The following is a 20,363-nucleotide window of genomic DNA, read 5'->3' as shown; positions in this document are numbered from 1 at the left end:
CTCCCCCACCGCCCCGGAGCCCACCATGTCCGAACCGATTCCGCCGCGCGCCGCGCTGCTGCGCGACCCCAACTTCCAATGGCTGCTGCGCGGCGGCGTGGTCTCCATGCTGGGCGACCAGCTGACCATGATCGCGCTGCCCTGGCTGGTGTTCCGGCTGACCGGCGACACCGTCGCGCTGGGCCTCGTCATCGCGCTGATGAGCATTCCGCGCGCGGTCTTCATCCTGGTCGGCGGCGCGCTGGTGGACCGCCACTCGCCCAAGCGCGTGCTCATGCTCAGCAAATACGCCAACGCCGCGCTGCTGGCCGTCCTGACCTTGCTGGTGCTCGACCACCAGCCCGCACACACGCTGGACGTCGGCGCGTCGGTCTCGCTCACCGTCGTCATGACGCCGCATCTGACCTTGATGGCCATCTACGCGCTGGCCTTGGGCATCGGCCTGGCGCAGGCGTTCGGCATCCCGTCGGGCACCTCGATCATGCCGCTGGCGATCGCGCCGGAACAGCTGCAGGCGGCCAACGGCATGCTGATGGGATTGCGCCAGCTGTCGATGCTGGTCGGCCCCCTGATCGCGGCGGGCCTGCTGGCGCTCGGCGGCGACGGCCATGCCCCGGGCCACGGCGGCGGCGCGGTGGTGGCCGACGCGCGCGGCCTGGCGCTGGCGTTCGGCCTCGATTGCCTCAGTTTCCTGGTGTCGGCGTGGACCTTGTCGAAAGTGCGCCTGCTGGCCGCGCCATCGGCGCAGGCGCCGGCCTCCGTGCTGCGCGCCGTCGGCGCCGGCCTGGCGATGGTGTGGCGCGACGTCCCGCTGCGCACCTGCTTCATCTACTGGGGCGCCGTCTCGCTGTTCGTCGGCGGCGCCATGCAGGTGGCGCTGCCGGTGCTGGCCGCCGCGCTGCACGGCGCCACCACGCTGGGCCTGCTGATGGGCGTGCACGGCGCCGGCACCCTGCTCGGCATGGGCGCGGCGGCGATCGGCGGCGCGCGCCTGCGCTTCGCCACCTTCGGCACCTTGATCCTGCTGATCGACGGCGCCGTCGGCCTGCTCGTCATGCCGCTCGGCGCGGTCGACGCGGCGTGGCAGGCGGCCTTGCTGATGCTGGCGATCGGCGTGCTGGCCGGCTTCATGCAGATCAACGTCTTCACGTGGATACAGCGCCGCGTGCCGCCGTCCATGATGGGCCGCGCCATGAGCATCTTCATGTTCATCTTCATGGGCCTGGCGCCGCTGTCGGCCGGCGCCGCCGGCTGGCTGCTGACGATGATCCCGCTGTCGCAATTGTTCGCCGGCGGTGGCATGATACTGGTGCTGTGCGCGGCGCTGGCGTATGTGTTCACGCCGATGCGCCGCATCACGTCGAACCCGCACTAAGCGAAAGGTAATAAGGGATAACCCGTATGGAAACCAAATGGCTGGAAGACTTCATCTCCCTGGTCGAAACCAATAACTTCAGCCGCTCGGCGGCGCTGCGCCACGTCACGCAGCCGGCCTTCTCGCGCCGCATCCAGTCGCTGGAGAACTGGCTCGGCACCGACCTGGTCGACCGCACCTCCTATCCCACCCGCCTGACGCCGGCCGGCACCGTCTTCTACGAGCAGGCGCTCGAAATGCTCGCGCAGATCAACGGCGCGCGCGACATGCTGCGCTCCAAGCGCGCCGCCGCCCAGACCAGCATCGACCTGGCCGTGCCGCACACCTTGTCGCTGACCTTCGTGCCCAAATGGCTGTCGGCGCTGGAGCGCGACTTCGCGCCGATCAGCAGCCGCCTGATGGCGCTCAACGTGCACGACGCCGTGCTGCAGCTGGTCGAAGGCGGCTGCGACCTGCTGCTGTGCTACCACCATCCGCGCCAGCCGGTGCAGCTCGACCCGGGCCGCTACGACATGCTGGTGCTGGGCCGCGAATCGCTGCGCCCCTACGCCCGCTGCGACAAGAACAAGGTGCCGGACTTCACGCTGCCGGGCACCAAGAAGGCGCCGCTGCCGTTTTTATCGTACACCAACAACGCCTACCTGGGCCGCATGGTGGAGCTGATCCTCGGCGACGCCAAAACCCCGCTCCACCTGGAGCCGCACTACGAAACCGACATGGCCGAGGGCTTGAAAATGATGGCGCTCGAAGGCAGCGGCGTCGCCTTCCTGCCCGAATCGGCCGTCACCCGCGAGCTCAAACAAAAGCTGCTCGCGCGCGCCGACAACGACAGCGCGGAGTGGGAGATCGAAATGGAGATCCGCCTGTACCGCGAGCGGCCGTCGCCGCAGCGGCGCGGCAAGGCCATCGTCGAACGGCTGTGGGATTTCCTCGAACGGCAGCAGAACGACAGCGGCCGCAAACGCCGCGTCGCCGTCTCGGAACGCTAACGCGTTTAAATTAACTTTATAATAACTATGCGCGAAACGCATGGTCGAATGCGCATACAGCATTGGCCCGTTGGAGCGGCTCCGCCCTATGATTCGTTCCACTGATCGCCGCCACAAGCGGCGCTCGCCAAAACAAAATCCTACGGAGCCCGAGCATGACCACCGCACACCAACAGCACGCACTGCCTTCCTACCTCAACCCGGAAGATCTGGGTCCATGGGGCGTCTACCTGCAACAGATCGACCGCGTCACGCCGCATTTGGGCAGCCTGTCGCGCTGGGTCGAAACGCTCAAGCGCCCCAAGCGCATCCTGACCGTGGACGTGCCGATCGAGCGCGATGACGGCTCGATCGCCCACTACGAAGGCTACCGCGTGCAGCACAACATGTCGCGCGGTCCGGGCAAGGGCGGCGTGCGCTTCCACCAGGACGTGACCTTGTCGGAAGTGATGGCGCTGTCGGCGTGGATGACGGTGAAAAACGCGGCGGTCAACGTGCCGTACGGCGGCGCCAAGGGCGGCATCCGGGTCGACCCGAAGACCCTCTCGCGCGGCGAGCTGCAGCGCCTGACGCGCCGCTACACCAGCGAAATCAGCCTGATCATCGGACCGAACAAGGACATCCCGGCGCCCGACGTCAACACCAACGAACAGGTGATGGCATGGATGATGGACTCCTACGCCATGATCGAGGGTAACCTGTCGACCGGCGTCGTCACCGGCAAACCGATCTCGCTGGGCGGCTCGCTGGGCCGCCGCGAAGCGACCGGCCGTGGCGTGTTCGTGGTCGGCCGCGAAGCGGCCATCAAGCGCGGCGTCGCCATCGAAGGCGCCCGCGTCGCCATCCAGGGCTTCGGCAACGTCGGCGGCGTGGCCGCCACCATGTTCGCCGACGCCGGCGCCAAGGTCGTCGCCGTGCAGGACCACACCGGCACCGTGGTGCACCAGGGCGGCCTCGATATCGCCCGCCTGCACCACCACGTGGCCGAATGCGGCAGCGTCACCGGTTTCGCCGGCGCCGAGGCCTTCCTCGACCGCGACGCCTTCTGGGACATCGAGACCGAGATCCTGATCCCGGCCGCGCTGGAACAGCAGATCACGGCCGACAACGCGCAGCGCATCCGCACCAAAATCATCCTGGAAGGCGCCAACGGCCCGACCACGCCGGAAGCGGACGACATCCTCACCGACAAGGACGTGCTGATCGTGCCGGACGTGCTGGCTAACGCCGGCGGCGTAACTGTGTCATACTTTGAGTGGGTGCAGGATTTCTCCAGCTTCTTCTGGAGCGAGGACGAGATCAATGCCCGCCTGACGCGCATCATGCAGGAGGCGTTCAACGCCGTGTGGTCCGTGTCACAAGAGAAGAAGGTTACGCTGCGCACCGCCACCTTCATTTTGGCGTGCACGCGCGTGTTGCAAGCCCGCGAGGTTCGCGGCCTGTACCCATGATTTAACGAATCCCAGCAATTTGCGCCTGCACCGGCTTTGGCCCGTGCGGGCGTTTTTCGCATATAGAGCGTCACCAGAAAATAAGGACACCATGAGCACCATCGAACAGAAAGCACTGGCCTATCACCGCGCCGGCAAGGCCGGCAAGATCGCCATCGAAGTGACCAAGAGCGTCGGCACCCAGGAAGACCTGGCGCTGGCTTACTCGCCGGGCGTTGCCGCCCCCTGCGTGGAAATCCAGCGCGAGCCGGCCAAGGCCTACGAATACACCGCCAAGGGCAACCTGGTGGGCGTCATCACCAACGGCACCGCGGTGCTCGGCCTGGGCAACATCGGCGCGCTCGCCGGCAAGCCGGTGATGGAAGGCAAAGTGGTCCTGTTCAAAAAATTCGCCGGCATCGACGCCTTCGACATCGAGATCGACGAGACCGACCCGGACAAGCTGGTCGAGATCATCGCCGCGCTGCATCCCACCTTCGGCGGCATCAACCTCGAAGACATCAAGGCGCCGGAATGCTTCTACATCGAGCGCAAGCTGCGCGAGCGCCTGTCGATCCCGGTGTTCCATGACGACCAGCACGGCACCGCCATCGTCGTCGGCGCCGGCATGCTCAACGCGATCGAAATGACGGGCCGCGATATCGCCACCGTCAAAATCGTCTGCTCCGGCGCCGGCGCGGCCGCCATCGCCTGCCTCGACCTGCTGGTCGACCTGGGCGCGCAAAAGCACAACATCTTCGTCTGCGACAGCAAGGGCGTGCTGACCACCGCGCGCGCGCTGGACGGCGAAAAAGCCGCGTGGGCGCGCAACACCGACGCGACGACACTGTCGCAGGTGATGGAGGGCGCCGACGTCTTCCTGGGCGTCTCCGGTCCGGGCGTGCTGTCGCAGGCCGACATCACGCGCATGAACGCGCATCCGATCGTCTTCACCTTGGCCAATCCGGAGCCGGAACTGCGCCCGGAACTGGTGCGCGAAGTGGCGCCCGACGCCATCATCGCCACCGGCCGTTCGGACTATCCGAACCAGATCAACAACGCGCTGTGCTTCCCCTACCTGTTCCGCGCGGCGCTCGACTGCGGCGCCTCGACGATCAACCAGGAAATGAAGCGCGCCTGCGTGGTGGCGCTGGCCGACATGGCGCGCGCCGACGCGCGCTTCGGCAAGGACTACGTGGTGCCGGGATTGCTGGACCCGCGCCTGCTGCGCGGCGTCACGCCGAAGATCGCCACCGCCGCGTACCGCAGCGGCGTCGCGCGTAAAGAGCTGATCGAGATCGACTACGCCAACGACCTGGCCGATCTGGCCGAATCGCTGATTTAAGATCCAAAACCCGCACCCCGGACGCTGGGGTCGTACCCGTCGGGTACGACCCCGCATGGCCTTGCGGGTTTCCCCGATCACCGCCGAATCACTTCCCCACCCTTCATCACGAACGACACCTTGGTCAATTCCGCCGCGTTCTCGGCCGGATCGCCCTTGACCGCGATGATGTCGGCGTATTTGCCTGCGCTGATCGACCCCACCCTGTCCTTCCAACCCAACAAATCGGCCGCGTTGATGGTCGCCGCCTGGATCGCCTGCATCGACGTCATGCCGTACTTGATCATGTAAGCGAACTGCTTGGCGTTATCGCCATGCGGATAAACGCCCGAATCGCTGCCGAACGCCATCTTCGCGCCGCCGGTGAGCGCCTTGCGGAAGTTATCGCGCTGCAGCTGGCCGATCACCTTCTCCTTGGCGATCGACTCGGGCAGCATGCCGGCCTTCTCGCCCTCCTGCAAAATGAAGTCGTCGTTATAGATATCCATCACCAGATAGGTGCCCTTCTCGCGCGCCAGCCGGATGCCCTCGTCGTCGATCAAACTCGCATGCTCGACCGAATCCACCCCGGCCAAAATCGCATCGCGGATGCTGCTGGCGCCATGCGCGTGCGCCGCCACCTTGCGGCCAAGTTTGTGGGCCTCGCCGACGATGGCCTGCATCTCCTCCAGCGTGTACTGCTGCGCGCCCGGCTCGTCGCCCTTGGACAGCACGCCGCCAGAGGCGCAGATCTTGATCACGTCGGCACCGTACTTGGCCATCTCGCGCACCTTGGCGCGCGCCTCCCACGGCCCGTCGGCCACGCCGCGCCCGGTGATCTTCATATCCGCAGGCAGCAGGTTTTCGTCGCAATGGCCGCCCTGGATGCCGATCGCGTAACCGGCCGTGCGCATGCGCGGACCGATGAAATCCCCCTCGTCGATGGCGTCGCGCAGCGCGACGTCGCCGAAGCCGCCCGCGCCCACGTTGCGCACGCTGGTGAAGCCCGCCTCCAGCGTCTTGCGCGCCGAACGCACGCCATACAGCGCCGCGCGCGTGTCGGACACGCCCAGCGCATTGTAGCCGCCCAGGTAGGCGTTGGCGGTCAAATGGGTATGCATGTCGATCAGGCCCGGCAGCACCGTCTGCGACGACAGGTCGATCACCTGCGCGCCGCCCGGCAACTTGGCCGACGCGCTCGGGCCGACCGAGGTGATACGCTCGCCGGTGATAACGATGGTCTGGTCCCTGAGCACCGTGCCGGCCACCACGTCGACCAGTTTGCCGGCGCGGATGACGACCACCTTGGCGTCGGCGGCAATAGACGGTGCCGCCGCGCCGAGGGCGCCCAGTACGCTGGCGGTGATCAGGAGATGCTTGAACTTCATGGCGTGCGCCCTTTTCAAAAAGAGAAAAGAATAGCAGAGCTACCACAGGGGGCGGGCTCATTTTTTGGCGGCCAGCGAAACCCGCACGGCCAAGCGGGGTCGTACCCCACCGGGTACGACCCCTAAGCGGCGACGCAAGCCTCTCGTCAAAAGCACACGGGTTTGATGGCCGGGCGCCTCAGCGCGGCCAGGCGCAGGTGCGCAGCCCCACGAACATATCGTCGCGCTCGGGCATGTAGAAGTTGCGGTACTTGGCCGAAACCATGCGCGGCTGCGTCGCGAACGAGGCGCCGCGCAGCGCCTGGTGGGTCGAGAACCACGGCTGCGAATACTCGCGGTAGCGGTCCGGGGTGAAGTCCGGATACGGCTCGAACGGCGTCGAGGTCCACTCCCACAGCTGCCCCCAGCGGAACGCCGGGTGGCCCGACAACGCGGCGTATTCCCACTCCGCCTCGGTCGGCAGACGGCGTCCGGCCCAGGCGCAGTAGGCCTGCGCCTCGTACAGGGTCAGATGGCGCACCGGCTCCGCGCCGCCCAGCGTGGTCAACTCGCCGAAGCGCATCGTGCGCCACACGCCGCCGTCGCGCTGCCAGTGGCGCGGCGCCGAACGCTCCTGGCGCATCAGCCAGTCGGCGCCCGCGTTGCTCCAGAACTGGCGGTTGTCGTAGCCGCCATCGGCGACGAAATCGGCATACTGGGTGTTGGTCACCAGGCCGCTGTCGATGGTGAACGGCGCCACGCGGCAGGCATGCGCGGCGCGCTCGTTGTCGAACACGAAGCCGCCGCCGGCGCTGCCCATCTCGAAGGTCCCGCCGGGGAAGCCGATCTCGGACGGCGCGAACAGCGCCTGCCCCTGCGCGACGGCCGTCGCCGGCGCCGGCAGCCCGAGCGTCTGCAAGGTGTAGAGCAACGCCTCGCCGTGCATGTCCTCGTGCGCCAGCGCCAGCCGGTAGGGATACAACGCCTCGTCGGTGTTGGGCTCGCGCGACAGCTTGTCGAGCACCCGGTCGAGCACCTCGTGGCAGTAGGTCTTCAGCGCGCCGGTGGCGGGAAGGTCCAGCGTCCAGCGGCTGCGATGCGGCACCAGCGCGGAATCGAACCAGTCGTCGCCCCGGCTCAGCAGGCAGTTGCCGTTGCCGTCGGCCGGATGGCTGGACGTCGCCTCGCGCAAAATGAACCATTCGGCGAACCAGGCGATATGGCCAAGCTCCCACAACGGCGGATTGATGATGCGCAGTTGCGGCACGCGGGCCGGCACGTCCATGCCGGCGGCGGCGAAGCAATCGAACAGCAGCAGCGTATAATCCCGCGCATGCCGCAGCGACTGCGCCAATTGCTGTGGACCGGCGTTCCGGAACGAGGATGGGCTGGAATTCATGGGGCGATTGTAACGACTTTTAAGCAAAACACCAGTGACACGACAGCATATCTGGATCGTCAGCCCGGCGTCGGCCCGCGCCAACAACGGCAACTGGCAGAGCGCCAGCCGCTGGGCGCGTTTCCTGCGCACGCGCTACCGGGTCACGGTCAGCCTGCACTGGCCCGACGCCGGCACGCCCTCGCCGGCCGGCGCGCCTCCTGACCTCCTGATAGCGCTGCACGCGCGCCGCTCGGCGCCCTCGCTTGACGCCTGGACCCATGCCTGGCCGGACCGGCCGTCCATCCTGCTGATGACCGGAACCGACCTGTATCGCGACATCGACACCGAAGCCAGCGCGCGGCGCTCCCTGGAACAGGCCGGGGCGCTGGTGCTGTTGCAGGCGGCCGGCCTGCAAGTGCTGCCGGCGCCGTTGCACGCCAAGACCCACGTCATCTACCAGTCCGCCGCCACGCTGCGGCCGGCGCCTCCCGCGACCAGGCGGCATGCGGACATCTGCATGATCGGCCACCTGCGCGCCGAAAAAGACCCGTACACGTTCATGCGCGCCGCCGCGCTGGTGACGTCGCCATCCGCGCGCCTGATCCACATCGGCGGCGCGCTGGAGCCGGCGCTGGCCACCGCCGCCCGGGTCACCGCCGGCAAAGAGCCGCGCTACCACTGGCTCGGCGCCATGCCGCACGGGGACACGCGCCAGCGGCTCAAGCGCAGCCACGCGATGGCGCTGACGTCGCACATGGAGGGCGGCGCCAACGTCATCATCGAAGCGGTGAGCGCCGGCGTGCCGGTGCTGGCGAGCGACATCAACGGCAATCGCGGCATGCTGGGCGACGACTACGCCGGCTACTTCCCGCCCGGCGACGCCGCCGCGCTGGCGCGCCTGATCGACCGCACCATCGACGAACCGGCCTTCCACGCCTTGCTGCGCGCCCAGTGCGACGCCCGCGCGCCACTGTTCGCGCCGGCCGCCGAACGAACGGCATTGCTCCAGTTAGTGGATAATCTGCTGAACCACCGAATAAGCCCAACCAAGGAATGAACAAATGAGCAACGACGCTATCAAACTAACCTCCTTCTCCCACGGCGGCGGCTGCGGCTGCAAAATCGCGCCCGGCGTGCTGTCCGAGATCCTGAAGAACTCGGCCGGCTTCCCGGTGCCGAAGGAACTGATGGTCGGCATCGAGACGGCCGACGACGCCGCCGTCTACAAGCTCAATGACGAACAGGCGCTGATCGCCACCACCGACTTCTTCATGCCGATCGTCGACGACCCGTTCGACTTCGGCCGTATCGCCGCCACCAACGCCATCTCCGACGTCTACGCCATGGGCGGCACGCCGATCATGGCCCTGGCGCTGGTCGGCATGCCGATCAACAAACTGCCGATCGAAACCATCGGCCAGATCATCAAGGGCGGCGAATCGATCTGCGCCGAAGCCGGCATCCCGATCGCCGGCGGCCACACCATCGACTCGGTCGAGCCGATCTACGGCCTGGTGGTGCTGGGCCTCGTGCACCCGTCCAAAGTCAAACGCAACGCCGACGCCAAGGCGGGCGACGTGCTGGTGCTGGGCAAACCGCTGGGCGTGGGCGTGCTGTCGGCCGCGCTGAAGAAGGACAAGCTGGACGCCGACGGCTACAAGGCCATGATCGCCAACACCACCAAGCTGAATAAGCCCGGCAAGGCGCTGTCCGAAATGGCCGGCGTGCACGCGCTGACCGACGTCACCGGTTTCGGCCTGCTGGGCCACCTGCTGGAGCTGGCGCGCGGCGCCATGCTGGAGGCGCACCTGGAGATGGCGAAGATTCCGCTGCTGCCCGGCGTCGAGCAACTGGCGCACGACGGCTACTTCACCGGCGCCTCGGGCCGCAACTGGGACGCGTACGGCAAGGACGTGACCTTGGGTGCGGGCGTCTCGCAAGCGCAGCACATGCTGCTGACCGACCCGCAAACCTCGGGCGGCCTGCTGGTCTCGTGCGACGAAGGCAGCGTCGACGAAGTGCTGGCCCTGTTCCGCCGCGAAGGCTTCGGCGAAGCGGCCGTCATCGGCCGCATGGCCGAAGGCGCGGCGCGCGTGCGCGTCGAATAACGACGCCAAAAACCGGCCGGGGCGCCCGCCCCGGCCGACGCTTCACCATCCCGCTCCCGCCCCAAAAAGTCATTGTCGATATTTTCGAACATAGACCCGTAATTTTTCCGCTTTTATTTTCCCCTGCCGTCGCGGATACTTCATTCCAGCAGCGAACAACGCGAAATAAAAGCCGCGAAGAACGCCAAACACTCTATCGAAACTATTCAACATAACTTAGGAGCTTACCATGCCAACCGCCATCGCCAAACCAGGCAACACCCTGCTGAACCCAACCAACCACACCCTGATCATGATCGATCACCAGTCGCAGATGTCGTTCGCCACCAAGTCGATCGACCCGGTCCAGCTGCGCAACAACGTCGCGCTGGTCGCCAAGGCGGCCAAAGGCTTCGCCGTCCCGACCATCCTGACCACGGTCGCCGAAAAATCGTTCTCCGGCCCGATCTTCGACGAAATCAAATCGGTCTTCCCGGACGAAGTCGCGATCGACCGCACCACCATGAACACCTGGGAGGATCCGCGCATCGCCGACCGCGTCAACGCCATCGGCAAGGACAAGATCGTGCTGGCCGGCCTGTGGACGTCGGTATGCATCGTCGGCCCCGCCCTCTCGGCGCTCGACCAGGGCTTTGAGGTCTACGTCATCACCGACGCCAGCGGCGACGTCTCCGACGAAGCGCACGAACGCGCCGTCGAACGCATGGTGCAACTGGGCGCCCGCCCAATGACCTCGCTGCAGTACCTGCTCGAACTGCAGCGTGACTGGGCGCGCGGCGAGACCTACAACGAAACCGTGGCCACCTCGATCGCGCACGGCGGCGGCTATGGCCTGGGCCTGATCTACGCCAAAACCATGTTCAACGCCGGCGAAGGCCACTGATCGGCTGCGGGTCGGGCACTTGCCCGGCCCGCCGATCAATCGATCGCGCCGTCACGCCCCAGCAGGATCGCCCGCACGGCCTTGTATTCCTCCAGTCGGGCGAAGTCACGTTCGGTCGGGTTTTCAATGCGCGACAAATCCATGTTCTCGGCGTTGTCGGCCAGCTTCACCTGGCGCGCCACCGGATCGGCGGCCGCCCTGCGCGCCGCGTCCACGCGCGATTCGCCGGGACGCTTGGTGAGCGCTTCGACGGCGGCGATGACCTCCGGCGCAAATCCCTCTCCCACCAGCTGTTGCAACGACACCGGCGTGTCTTCGACCACGTCGTGCAGCGCCGCCGCCATGCGCTCATGCGCGGAGGTCAGGCGCAGCATCACCCTCAGCGGATGAAGGATATAAGGTTGTCCCGCCTTGTCGAACTGTCCGGCATGCGCGCCGGCCGCGATCTCAATTGCCCGTTCCAATGTCGCCATGGTCAATCCTTAAAAAATGGAGCGCCGCGCTTGAGCGCGTGATCCTTCAAGCATAACAGGCCGGGTGATCTGCATGATCCAGTTGAACACCGCCTCCGCGCGCGGCGCGATGTGGCGGCGCTGCGGCACCATCAACGACACCTGCATCGGCGGCGCGCGAAATTCCGGCAGCACCTCAACCAACGCGCCGCTGTCGATCAGGCGGCGGTTGGTCGGCAGCGCCACCTGCATGATCCCCAGCCCGTTCAGACAGCCCGCCTGCATGAAGGTCGAACTGTTGACCGACAGCGCCGCGCGCATCGGCACCTCGCGCACCACGCCGCCCACCTCGTAGCGAAACGCCGCGCCGTCGCTGCGCAGATTGGCGGCGTAGTGGACGATGCGATGGTCCGCCAGGTCGGCCGGTGTGCGCGGCGTGCCGTGCCGGCGCAGATACGCCGGACTGGCGAGGTTACACATCGCCATCGCCCCCATCGGCCGCGCCACCATGTCGGAATCCGGCAGCGGCCCGATCCTGACCAGCGCGTCGAAACCTTCGCGCACCATGTCGATGCGGCGGTCGTTGACGCTGATGCCCAGGTCGAGCAGCGGATGCTCGGCGAGCAGCGACTGCAGGTGCGGCATGACCAGCTCCTGCGCGAACATGCCGGGCATGTCGATGCGCACCTTGCCCCGCAGCGCGCCGGCGGCGGGCCGGAACATCCCCTGCAACTGATCGGCCTCGGTCAGCAGCTCCTTGCAACGGGCCAGAAAGGCCTCGCCGTCGGGCGTGAGCCGCACGCTGCGCGTGGTCCGCTGCAGCAGGCGGCCACCCACCTCCGCCTCCAGCGCCTGCACCAGTGTCGACACCCGGCCCTTGGCCATGCCCAGTTCCTCGGCCGCCCTGGTGAAGCTGGCCAGTTCGGCGACGCGGCAAAACACCTTCAACTCGTTCAGATCCATCTCATTGTTCTTTTTGACGAAACAGTTCATTCATTTTATAACGATTTATCCCCGATAAGGAGAACGGTAAAGTGGCTGCTCATTCATCCATTCGGAGCATCCATGAACACGACCACCACACCACACCGCATCGCCCTCATCACCGGCGCCAGCCGGGGCATCGGCCGCAGCCACGCGCTGCAACTGGCCGCCCGAGGCGTCGATGTGATCATCACCTACATGAATGGCGCGGAGCAGGCAGCGGCCGTCGTCAAGGAAGTCGAGGTCCTGGGCCGCCGCGCCGTGGCCTTGCGCCTCGACGTCGGCGCCGCCGGCACCTTCGCCGCGTTCGCCGACACGCTGCGCGCCGCGCTCAAGGACACCTGGGGGCGCGAGCGCTTCGACTACCTGGTCAACAACGCCGGCGGCGGCATCAACGCCACACTGGCCGACACCACCGAGGAGCAATTCGACCTGATGATCAACACCCATCTGAAAGGCACCTTCTTCCTGACCCAGAAACTGGCGCCGATGATCGAGGACGGCGGCCGCATCATCAACACCTCGTCGGGACTGGCCCGCTTCACCTTTGGCGGTTACGCCGCCTACGCATCGGCCAAGGCCGGGGTCGAGGTGCTGACGCGCTACATGGCCCTGGAACTGGGCGCGCGCGGCATCAGCGTGAACGTCGTCGCCCCGGGACCGACCGCAACGGACTTTGGCGGAGGCCAGGTCCGTGACAACGCCGCCCTCAACGCGCAACTGGCCAGCATGACGGCGCTGGGGCGCAATGCTGGCGCAGACGACATCGCCGGCGTCGTCGCCGCGCTGCTGATCGGCGACGCCGGCTGGATCACCGGCCAGCGCATCGAGGCCTCGGGCGGCCTGCTACTCTGATTTGTCTTATTTATTATCCCTGTAATGCGCCGACCAGGTGACGGAAAAGATCTTCCATAGCCCGTCGCGCTTGACCATTTGCCAGGCCTCGACGCCGTGGTTCTGCACCACGCCGTCGAACAGGAACTCGTAGTCGAACATGACCCAGGCGACATCGCCGTCCTGGGTGATCTTCAAATCATAAAACTTCTCTTCGACCTGCCGCTTCTCTGTTTTGATGAATTGGACAAAATCGTTGTAACCGCCGGCGCGCACGCCGTCGAAGTTCGGATCGACCTCCTTGCGGATTCGGGCCACCTGCTGGTCGGTCGCCGGCGAGGCGAAAAGGATGTTCGAGTTCAGCATCAACGATGACAACTTGTGCGCATCCTTCGCCTTGAGTGCCGACTGGAAGTCGGTGGCCACGGCCGCAATGGCTGCGGCGTCCTCCGGCGTCGCCACCGGCTTGGGCGGCGCCGCCTGCGCGCCGCCCGCGCCTATCAACACCATCAACACTGCCGCGCCAATAAATCGATACATGGGGAGTCCTTTAAAGATAGAGGCGTCGATAGTAGGCGAGTATGGCAAAAACATCAACATGGCCGCCCTTGACCAAGCCTGCCGGCGCCGACCGGCGTGCCTCGCCGCCCGTCGAGCGCGATGGACACTAGGCCAGCGACTTGGCAAACTAGCCGCACGTTTTCACGTCGCACATCAATTCCCTTGACAGCAATGCGGGCGATCTCGTACATTAAGGCCTATGACTTCGCATCTGCACCTATCCGCTTTCCTGCTGCCGTCTGCTGGCCTATCGCTAGCAGCGCGCCTACTAGCACGCGCTTAATCCGCGTTCCAGCTGTACCCCGTGCCGGCCATAAGCCGCACCCGTCTTCAAAACCCAGGAAAGTCTGCACCGATGCTCACCACGGCCACCCATGCTCCATCCCGCACCGGCGATTCGATCGCGTCGCGGGCTGACGCGCGTGCGTTCGCCCCAGCGCCGCTACTGCTAAAACTACCGATCGGTTGCCTGGCCTAGTGTTCCGTGGCCGCCCGGCAGCCTTTCGCCACACGCAGCGCCAGCGCAAGCAGGCATCCCAGCACTTCCCAATTTAAAAGACCCAGGAGCACCCCATGATGTTGCAGAACCCAGCAGCGAAGTACCGCGCCTTCCCACCAGTTCAATTGTCCGACCGCCAGTGGCCCAATAACATCATCTCCAAGCCGCCGATCTGGATGAGCACCGATTTGCGCGACGGCAACCAGGCACTGATCGAGCCGATGAGCCCAGAGAAAAAACTGCGCTTCTTCGAACTGCTGGTCAAGATCGGTCTCAAGGAAATCGAAGTGGGCTTCCCTTCGGCCTCGCAGACCGACTTCGACTTCGTGCGCAAACTGGTCGAGGAAAACCGCATCCCGGACGACGTCACCATCATCGTGCTTACCCAGTCGCGCGATGAACTGATCCGCCGCACGGTGGAAGCGGCGGCAGGCGCCAAGCGCGCCATCGTCCACCTGTATAACTCGGTCGCGCCGGTGTTCCGCAAGGTCGTCTTCGGCATGTCGCGCGAGGAGATCACCAACATCGCCACCACCGGCACCACGCTGGTGAAGGAATTGATCAAGCAGCACCCGCAAACCGACTGGGGCTTCGAGTACACGCCGGAGTCGTTCTCCACCACCGAACTCGATTTTTCCAAGCATATCTGCGACGCCGTCACCGCGATCTGGGAACCGACGCCGAACAAGAAGATGATCATCAACCTGCCGTCGACGGTCGAATGCAGCACGCCGAACGTCTACGCCGACCAGATCGAATGGATGTCGCGCAAACTGGCGCGCCGCGATTCGCTGATCATCAGCGTCCACCCGCACAACGACCGCGGCACCGCCGTCGCTTCCGCCGAGATGGCCGTGATGGCCGGCGCCGACCGCGTCGAGGGCTGCCTGTTCGGCAACGGCGAGCGCACCGGCAACGTCGACCTGGTCACGCTGGCATTGAACCTCTACACCCAGGGCGTGCATCCGGGCCTGGACTTCTCCGACATCGACGAAGTGCGCAAGTGCGTCGAGGAGTGCAACCAGCTGCCGGTGCATCCGCGCCATCCGTACGTCGGCGACCTGGTGTTCACCGCCTTCTCCGGCTCGCACCAGGACGCGATCAAGAAGGGCTTCGCGCAGCAGAAGGAAGGCGCGATCTGGGAGATTCCGTATTTGCCTATCGATCCGGCCGATCTGGGTCGCAGCTACGACGCCGTCATCCGCGTCAACAGCCAATCCGGCAAAGGCGGCATGGCCTACTTGCTGGAGCAGGACTACGGCCTGGTGCTGCCGCGCCGCCTGCAGATCGAGTTCAGCCGCGCCGTGCAGGCGGTGGCCGACGCCACCGGCCTGGAAATCACCGCCGAAGGCATCTACGATATCTTCAGCAAGGAATACTTCGAACAGAATGCGCCCTACGCCTACAACTCGCACAAGATGGTGGAAGACACCAGCAACGACGAGCCGGTGCAGATCGACATCAACCTGACCCACCGTCAGGCGCCGATGGCGCTGCAAGGCGGCGGTAACGGCCCGATCGACGCCTTCGTCGACGCGCTCGGCCTGGACATCAAACTGATGGACTACCACGAGCACTCGATCGGCTCGGGCGCCAACGCCAAGGCGGCCTGCTATGTCGAACTGCGCCTGGCCAACGGCCCGACCCTGTTCGGCGCGGCGACCGACAGCAACATCCTGACCGCCTCGTTCAAGGCGGTGCTCAGCGCGGTCAACCGCCAGCTGAACACCATCGAAGCGGCGCAAGCCAAAGGCGCGGTAGCGGCCTAAGAGCTTTCAATGCGGCGCCGGCGGGAACAACGCGTTCCCGCCGGCCAGCGCCGCCAGCCGGACGATGGCGCGGCCCCGCGAGAAACCGAAACAGCTCAACTATCTTGAATTATTTTTTCAGGCCGACCGTGACCCAGTAGCGGGTGTAGCGGTCGACCTTGACCGGCAGCGTGGTTTGCAGGATATCGAGCACCTTGTCGGAATCGGCCAGCGGGTAGGTTCCACTGACGGTCAGCCCTGCGGCCGATGGCGCGCAGCGCAAATGCCCGGGGCGATAGCGGTTCAACGCGGACAGGAATTCGGGCAGCGCCATGTCCTGCGCCACCAGCATGCCATCGATCCAGGCCGTGACGGCATCGTCCACCGCCTCCACCGGGCCGACGGCGGCGCGCGTGAAGCCGGCCTGCCGGCCAGCGTCGAGCCTGACGGCGGCGTGGCCACCCGCCGGAAGGATCTCCACGGCGCCGTCCAACACCGACACCACGCTGCGGCCGTCCAGCCGCCGCACCTGGAAGTGGGTCCCGAGCGCGCGCGCGGAGCCTTCGGGCGTATCGACCGAAAAGGAACGCGCCGACGCGCCCTCGAACACGGGTTCGTGCGCGGTGGTGACCAGAATTTCCCCGCGCAGCAGCCGCAGCGTGCGCGCGGTGGCGGTGTAACGGATATCGAGCGCCGTATCGGCGTTCATGCGCACCCGCGTGCCGTCGTCGAGCATCAGCACCGAGCGTTCGCCGACGCCGGTGCGATGGTCGGCCGACCATTCGCGCCATGGCGTCTCCTCCTCGGCCAACCAGGCGGTGGCGCCGACGCCCATCAGGATCGCCAGCGTTTTGAGCGTCTTGCGGCGCTGCTCCGATCGTGCCCCGTGCAGGGTGGCGTGAGCGATGTCCGGTTGAAGGCTTTGGAGCTTGTCGCCAAACGCCTCCACGCGCGCCCATGCCCTAGCGTGCGCCGGATCGGCATCGTGCCACAGGCGCCAGCGCAGCCGCAGGTCGTCGTCGGCCAGCTCCGATTGCAGCTCCATCAGCCACTCCACGGCTTGCGCGCGCACTTCGGATGGAATCGGCGGTGTCGTCATATCAACCGGCGAAACCGCATTGCGGCATTGCCCCGCCTTTTGCGCGGCCAGCACTCAAGCCAGCCGTGGTGGGCGTCGTCGATCGATTTGACCTGTTCGGAATGGAGGGATGCAGCCGACATTAGACTATATGAATGAGAACTGTTCTCAATATTAGCCTAACTTTCATCCTGCACGCAAGAATGCATCGCTAGCGTTGACGGTTTTGCTTAGTGACTGCGCTTACAGCTGGATATCCATCAGTACATCGTCGTACGGCACGCCGTCGACGATCAACGCGCAATGTTCGCGTCCATAGACCTTGAAGCCGATCGATTCGTACAAGGTGATCGCCGCCGCGTTACCGACGGTGACGGCCAGGGTGACCTTGGTCACGCCTTCCATGGTCGAGATGAATTCCATCGCGTGCTCCATCAGCTGGCGGCCCACGCCGGTGCCGCGATAGGCGACATCGACCTGCATGCCGCGGATGTAGGCTTTGTGACGCAGCTTGATCTGCGATTCGCGGCCGACGCCGACCATGCCGACCAGGCGGTCGCCGTCGAAAGCGCCGAAACGGTTGCGGCCAGCCTCGGATTCAAAGTACTTCTCGGTCACGGGGATCGGCGTATTGCACTCCTCTTCATAGCTGGAGGTGAAAGCGGTTGGGGTTTCACGAAGGCCGGAAAGGCGCAATGACTGGAAAGCTGCGGCGTCTGCGGGGGTTAATCGGCGTATGAGGATAGGCATAATAAGAGAATGATAAAAAAGTGGAATCGAACGATGCATAAATTATCATTTACCTCACTACCAATAGCAAGCGAATAGGGGCGCACGAGTGAAACTTAACCGCCATATGGTAATTAAGATCGTTCGTATGACATTTATGACAGGCCTTATGGCGCTTATGTGGACGGATTGTGGCCGGACCAAACCGGTACGGCGACTGGCGCTACGCCGAGGCTGCGCCGTTCCCGGACAAAAACAGGGACGAGAGAGCTATCACCAGTATGAATTTCTGGCCTGCCAGCGGACCGCGCGGTTCGGTGGCGACGGCAACGGCGTGACATTCAGACTTGCCGCGCCAGACGGATGCCGGTGAACTGCCAGCGGGCGCCGGCCGGGAAGAAGTTGCGGTAGCTGGCGCGCGCGTGCCCGGCGGGCGTGGCGCATGAGGAACCGCGCAGCACATACTGGTTCAACATGAATTTGCCGTTGTATTCACCCAGCGCGCCCGGCGCGGTCTGGTAGCCCGGATACGGCGAGTAGCTGCTGCTGGTCCATTGCCAGCAATGGCCGAACATCTGCAGCAGCCCCCCATCGGCAACGGCAGCGGCGCCGGCACCGGCGGCGGCCGGATGCAGCTCGCCGGTTTCGATGGCTGCCCGCGCGGCGGCGACTTCCCACTCCGCCTCGGTGGGCAGGCGGGCGCCGGCCCAATGGGCGTAGGCGTCCGCCTCGAACAGCGAAAGATGCGTCGCCGGCAGGTTCGGGTCCAGCGCCCGCGCGCCGCGCAGCGTGAATTCCTGCCAGTTGCCATTGTCGTCCTGCTGCCAGTAGATCGGGCACTTCAGATTCTGGCTGCGCACCCAGTCCCAGCCCTCGGCCAGCCACAGCGCCGCGTTGAAGTAGCCGCCGGCGGCGATGAACGCCTGGTACTCGCCATTGGTCACGAGGCGCGAGGCCAGCTGGAACGGCGCCACATACTGCTTGTGGCGCGGCAGCTCGTTATCGAAGCAAAAGCCCTCGCCGTCGTGGCCTATCTCGGTCAGGCCGCCGTCAAAGCCCACCCACGACAAGCGCGGCGCGGCCGGCGCGGCAGGCATGGACGCCTCCATATACGCGGGCAGCAAGGCGCTTTGCGCCAGCAAGTGCTTGACGTCGGTGAGCATCAGTTCCTGGTGCTGCTGCTCGTGCTCCAGTCCCAGCGTGATCAGCATCTCGAGCTGTTCGCGCTGCCCTCCATCGAGTTCGGAAGCCAACAACCGCGCCACGCGCGCGTCGACGTCGGCACGGTAGGCGCGCACCTGCGCCATCGCCGGCCGTGTCAGCAGGCCGCGCTGGGCGCGCGGATGCTTTTCGCCGACGCCGTTGTAATAGGAGTTGAACAGCACCCGGAACGCCGGATGGAAAGGCTGGAAGCCGGCCTCCATGCGCTCGAGGATAAAGGTCTCGAAGAACCACGTGGTGTGCGCCAGATGCCACTTGATCGGACTCGCGTCCGGCATCGACTGCGCGCCGCAATCCTCGTCGGTCAAAGGTTCGGCCAGCAGCAGCGAGCGCTGACGCACGGTGTGATAACGGGCGCTGAGCTGGGCGAAAAGTGGCTGCCGGGGCAAACGCATGTCCATGTCGTGTCTCTTCTTGTTAATCGCGGATGACGCGGGCGTGGATGACGGCGAACCAGCCCGCCGGATCGGTCCAGACGCGGGTGGTGGCGAACCCGGACTGCTCCAGCAGGCCGACGAAGGACTGCCGCGTGTATTTATAACTGTCTTCGGTGTGTATGCGTTCGCCCTGCGCGAAGCGGCGCTCGCCGCCCTGCCAATGCACCGTCAACGCGTCGCGCGCCTCCAGGTGCATCTCGATGCGGCTGGCCTCCCGGTTGAAGAAGGCGAGGTGCCGCCATTGGCGCACGTCGAAGTCGGCGCCGATCAAATGATTCACGTGGCGCAGCATGTTCAGGTTGAAGGCCGCCGTCACGCCGATCGCGTCGTCGTACGCCGCATCGAGCACCGCGCTGTCCTTGATCAGGTCCACGCCGATCAACAGGCCGCCGTCGTCGCCGGCGTTGGCGTGCAGGCCGCGCAGGAACACCTTGGCCTGTTCCGGCGAAAAATTACCGATCGACGAGCCGGGGTAAAAGAACAGGCGGCGCCGATGGCGCACGCTGTCCGGCAGCGTGAAGCCGCTGGAAAAATCCAGTCCCAGCGGCGTCATGTCGATTTGCGGGAAGCGCTGTTGCAGGCGCGAGACTGCATCGAGCAGGAAATCGCGCGAGATATCGACCGGCACGTACTGCGCCGGTTGCAGCAGCGGGAACAGGCCGGCCGCCTTGGCGCAATTGCCCGCGCCCAGGTCGATCAGCGAGGTGCCGGTGCCGATGTCGCGCGCCATGTCCGCGCCGTGCGCGGCGAAGATGCCGGCCTCGGTGCGGGTGGGATAGTATTCCGGCAGTTCGCAGATCGCCTCGAACAGCTTGGAGCCCAGGCCGTCGTACAGGTATTTGGGCGAGGTATTCGCGTTGGGAGCCAGCAGACCGGCGCTGATTTCGGCGATGACCGCATCGCTGCCGTGAGGGCGGGACATTTGCATGGTGACTCTGCCTTTGACTGAAGGTGCGTGTCCCG

At 65.6% G+C, this 20,363-nt stretch carries 18 protein-coding genes; 9 read left to right on the top strand and 9 right to left on the bottom strand.

Features of this window, described 5'->3' with window-relative positions; genetic code table 11:
- The first annotated feature begins 25 nt into the window (after window positions 1-25).
- The 4 genes from MRBLMU1_RS26845 (at window position 26) to MRBLMU1_RS26830 (ending at window position 5,139) form a co-directional block, all read left to right on the top strand.
- On the top strand, window positions 26-1,375 hold the full coding sequence (locus tag MRBLMU1_RS26845) for an MFS transporter (protein WP_363508291.1): 1,350 nt from the start codon (window positions 26-28) through the stop codon (window positions 1,373-1,375).
- A 26-nt stretch (window positions 1,376-1,401) separates the two neighbouring features.
- Complete coding sequence (locus MRBLMU1_RS26840) at window positions 1,402-2,364, top strand: LysR family transcriptional regulator (RefSeq protein WP_363508288.1); 963 nt, start codon at window positions 1,402-1,404, stop codon at window positions 2,362-2,364.
- 155 nt (window positions 2,365-2,519) lie between these two features.
- Window positions 2,520-3,815 (top strand): Glu/Leu/Phe/Val family dehydrogenase, encoded by a 1,296-nt coding sequence (locus MRBLMU1_RS26835; protein WP_363508285.1) that lies wholly within the window; start codon window positions 2,520-2,522, stop codon window positions 3,813-3,815.
- A 91-nt stretch (window positions 3,816-3,906) separates the two neighbouring features.
- Window positions 3,907-5,139 carry a malic enzyme-like NAD(P)-binding protein gene (locus MRBLMU1_RS26830; protein ID WP_315218420.1) on the top strand — a complete coding sequence of 411 codons (1,233 nt, stop codon included), beginning with the start codon at window positions 3,907-3,909 and terminating at the stop codon, window positions 5,137-5,139.
- 77 nt (window positions 5,140-5,216) lie between these two features.
- On the opposite strand, the gene MRBLMU1_RS26825 is transcribed toward MRBLMU1_RS26830, so the two are convergent.
- Complete coding sequence (locus MRBLMU1_RS26825; protein ID WP_363508282.1) at window positions 5,217-6,506, bottom strand: metal-dependent hydrolase family protein; 1,290 nt, start codon at window positions 6,504-6,506, stop codon at window positions 5,217-5,219.
- A gap of 178 nt (window positions 6,507-6,684) precedes the next feature.
- Window positions 6,685-7,884 carry a selenoneine synthase SenA gene (gene senA / locus MRBLMU1_RS26820; protein ID WP_363508279.1) on the bottom strand — a complete coding sequence of 400 codons (1,200 nt, stop codon included), beginning with the start codon at window positions 7,882-7,884 and terminating at the stop codon, window positions 6,685-6,687.
- Between the two features lie 34 nt (window positions 7,885-7,918).
- Between senA and senB the strand changes: the two genes are divergently transcribed.
- The 3 genes from senB (at window position 7,919) to MRBLMU1_RS26805 (ending at window position 10,857) form a co-directional block, all read left to right on the top strand.
- Window positions 7,919-8,923 (top strand): selenoneine biosynthesis selenosugar synthase SenB, encoded by a 1,005-nt coding sequence (gene senB, locus MRBLMU1_RS26815; protein ID WP_363508277.1) that lies wholly within the window; start codon window positions 7,919-7,921, stop codon window positions 8,921-8,923.
- 4 nt (window positions 8,924-8,927) lie between these two features.
- On the top strand, window positions 8,928-9,974 hold the full coding sequence (gene selD, locus MRBLMU1_RS26810) for a selenide, water dikinase SelD (RefSeq protein WP_363508274.1): 1,047 nt from the start codon (window positions 8,928-8,930) through the stop codon (window positions 9,972-9,974).
- 229 nt (window positions 9,975-10,203) lie between these two features.
- Window positions 10,204-10,857: a hydrolase gene (locus MRBLMU1_RS26805; protein WP_315218409.1), complete on the top strand. Its 654-nt coding sequence runs from the start codon at window positions 10,204-10,206 to the stop codon at window positions 10,855-10,857.
- A gap of 35 nt (window positions 10,858-10,892) precedes the next feature.
- On the opposite strand, the gene MRBLMU1_RS26800 is transcribed toward MRBLMU1_RS26805, so the two are convergent.
- Window positions 10,893-11,330 carry an HD domain-containing protein gene (locus MRBLMU1_RS26800; RefSeq protein WP_363508271.1) on the bottom strand — a complete coding sequence of 146 codons (438 nt, stop codon included), beginning with the start codon at window positions 11,328-11,330 and terminating at the stop codon, window positions 10,893-10,895.
- A gap of 9 nt (window positions 11,331-11,339) precedes the next feature.
- Window positions 11,340-12,272, bottom strand: coding sequence for a LysR family transcriptional regulator (locus tag MRBLMU1_RS26795; RefSeq protein ID WP_363508268.1), 933 nt, complete (start codon window positions 12,270-12,272; stop codon window positions 11,340-11,342).
- A 102-nt stretch (window positions 12,273-12,374) separates the two neighbouring features.
- Between MRBLMU1_RS26795 and MRBLMU1_RS26790 the strand changes: the two genes are divergently transcribed.
- Entirely contained in the window at window positions 12,375-13,148 is a 774-nt protein-coding gene (locus tag MRBLMU1_RS26790; protein ID WP_363508265.1) for an SDR family NAD(P)-dependent oxidoreductase, read from the top strand.
- Window positions 13,149-13,154: 6 nt separating this feature from the next.
- Here the strand turns inward: MRBLMU1_RS26790 and MRBLMU1_RS26785 are convergent, their stop codons facing one another.
- Entirely contained in the window at window positions 13,155-13,667 is a 513-nt protein-coding gene (locus MRBLMU1_RS26785; protein WP_363508263.1) for a nuclear transport factor 2 family protein, read from the bottom strand.
- Window positions 13,668-14,261: 594 nt separating this feature from the next.
- Here MRBLMU1_RS26785 and leuA point away from each other — a divergent pair.
- Window positions 14,262-15,956 (top strand): 2-isopropylmalate synthase, encoded by a 1,695-nt coding sequence (gene leuA, locus MRBLMU1_RS26780; protein WP_363508260.1) that lies wholly within the window; start codon window positions 14,262-14,264, stop codon window positions 15,954-15,956.
- A gap of 109 nt (window positions 15,957-16,065) precedes the next feature.
- Here leuA and MRBLMU1_RS26775 read toward each other — a convergent pair whose 3' ends face one another.
- The 4 genes from MRBLMU1_RS26775 to egtD all read right to left on the bottom strand — a co-directional run bounded on the left by MRBLMU1_RS26775 (window position 16,066) and on the right by egtD (window position 20,322).
- The gene (locus MRBLMU1_RS26775) at window positions 16,066-17,034 is read right to left on the bottom strand and encodes a FecR domain-containing protein (protein WP_363508258.1); all 969 of its coding nucleotides are present in this window, start codon (window positions 17,032-17,034) and stop codon (window positions 16,066-16,068) included.
- A gap of 222 nt (window positions 17,035-17,256) precedes the next feature.
- Entirely contained in the window at window positions 17,257-17,763 is a 507-nt protein-coding gene (locus MRBLMU1_RS26770) for a GNAT family N-acetyltransferase (protein WP_363508255.1), read from the bottom strand.
- Between the two features lie 320 nt (window positions 17,764-18,083).
- Window positions 18,084-19,364, bottom strand: coding sequence for an ergothioneine biosynthesis protein EgtB (gene egtB / locus MRBLMU1_RS26765; protein ID WP_363508252.1), 1,281 nt, complete (start codon window positions 19,362-19,364; stop codon window positions 18,084-18,086).
- Between the two features lie 16 nt (window positions 19,365-19,380).
- Window positions 19,381-20,322: an L-histidine N(alpha)-methyltransferase gene (gene egtD, locus MRBLMU1_RS26760; protein ID WP_414646121.1), complete on the bottom strand. Its 942-nt coding sequence runs from the start codon at window positions 20,320-20,322 to the stop codon at window positions 19,381-19,383.
- Window positions 20,323-20,363 lie beyond the last annotated feature (41 nt).

It is taken from the genome of Burkholderia sp. LMU1-1-1.1 (genome assembly GCF_040675865.1).
Taxonomy (GTDB): Bacteria; Pseudomonadota; Gammaproteobacteria; order Burkholderiales; family Burkholderiaceae_D; genus Rugamonas.
This window is presented reverse-complemented; position numbering and strand designations above follow the sequence as displayed.

Coding starts and splice junctions, on each gene's coding strand:
- MRBLMU1_RS26845 (WP_363508291.1), top strand. CDS start 26: ATGTCCGAACCGATTCCGCCGCGCGCCGCGCTGCTGCGCGACCCCAAC.
- MRBLMU1_RS26840 (WP_363508288.1), top strand. CDS start 1,402: ATGGAAACCAAATGGCTGGAAGACTTCATCTCCCTGGTCGAAACCAAT.
- MRBLMU1_RS26835 (WP_363508285.1), top strand. CDS start 2,520: ATGACCACCGCACACCAACAGCACGCACTGCCTTCCTACCTCAACCCG.
- MRBLMU1_RS26830 (WP_315218420.1), top strand. CDS start 3,907: ATGAGCACCATCGAACAGAAAGCACTGGCCTATCACCGCGCCGGCAAG.
- MRBLMU1_RS26825 (WP_363508282.1), bottom strand. CDS start 6,506: ATGAAGTTCAAGCATCTCCTGATCACCGCCAGCGTACTGGGCGCCCTC.
- senA (WP_363508279.1), bottom strand. CDS start 7,884: ATGAATTCCAGCCCATCCTCGTTCCGGAACGCCGGTCCACAGCAATTG.
- selD (WP_363508274.1), top strand. CDS start 8,928: ATGAGCAACGACGCTATCAAACTAACCTCCTTCTCCCACGGCGGCGGC.
- MRBLMU1_RS26805 (WP_315218409.1), top strand. CDS start 10,204: ATGCCAACCGCCATCGCCAAACCAGGCAACACCCTGCTGAACCCAACC.
- MRBLMU1_RS26800 (WP_363508271.1), bottom strand. CDS start 11,330: ATGGCGACATTGGAACGGGCAATTGAGATCGCGGCCGGCGCGCATGCC.
- MRBLMU1_RS26795 (WP_363508268.1), bottom strand. CDS start 12,272: ATGGATCTGAACGAGTTGAAGGTGTTTTGCCGCGTCGCCGAACTGGCC.
- MRBLMU1_RS26790 (WP_363508265.1), top strand. CDS start 12,375: ATGAACACGACCACCACACCACACCGCATCGCCCTCATCACCGGCGCC.
- MRBLMU1_RS26785 (WP_363508263.1), bottom strand. CDS start 13,667: ATGTATCGATTTATTGGCGCGGCAGTGTTGATGGTGTTGATAGGCGCG.
- leuA (WP_363508260.1), top strand. CDS start 14,262: ATGATGTTGCAGAACCCAGCAGCGAAGTACCGCGCCTTCCCACCAGTT.
- MRBLMU1_RS26775 (WP_363508258.1), bottom strand. CDS start 17,034: ATGACGACACCGCCGATTCCATCCGAAGTGCGCGCGCAAGCCGTGGAG.
- MRBLMU1_RS26770 (WP_363508255.1), bottom strand. CDS start 17,763: ATGCCTATCCTCATACGCCGATTAACCCCCGCAGACGCCGCAGCTTTC.
- egtB (WP_363508252.1), bottom strand. CDS start 19,364: ATGGACATGCGTTTGCCCCGGCAGCCACTTTTCGCCCAGCTCAGCGCC.
- egtD (WP_414646121.1), bottom strand. CDS start 20,322: ATGTCCCGCCCTCACGGCAGCGATGCGGTCATCGCCGAAATCAGCGCC.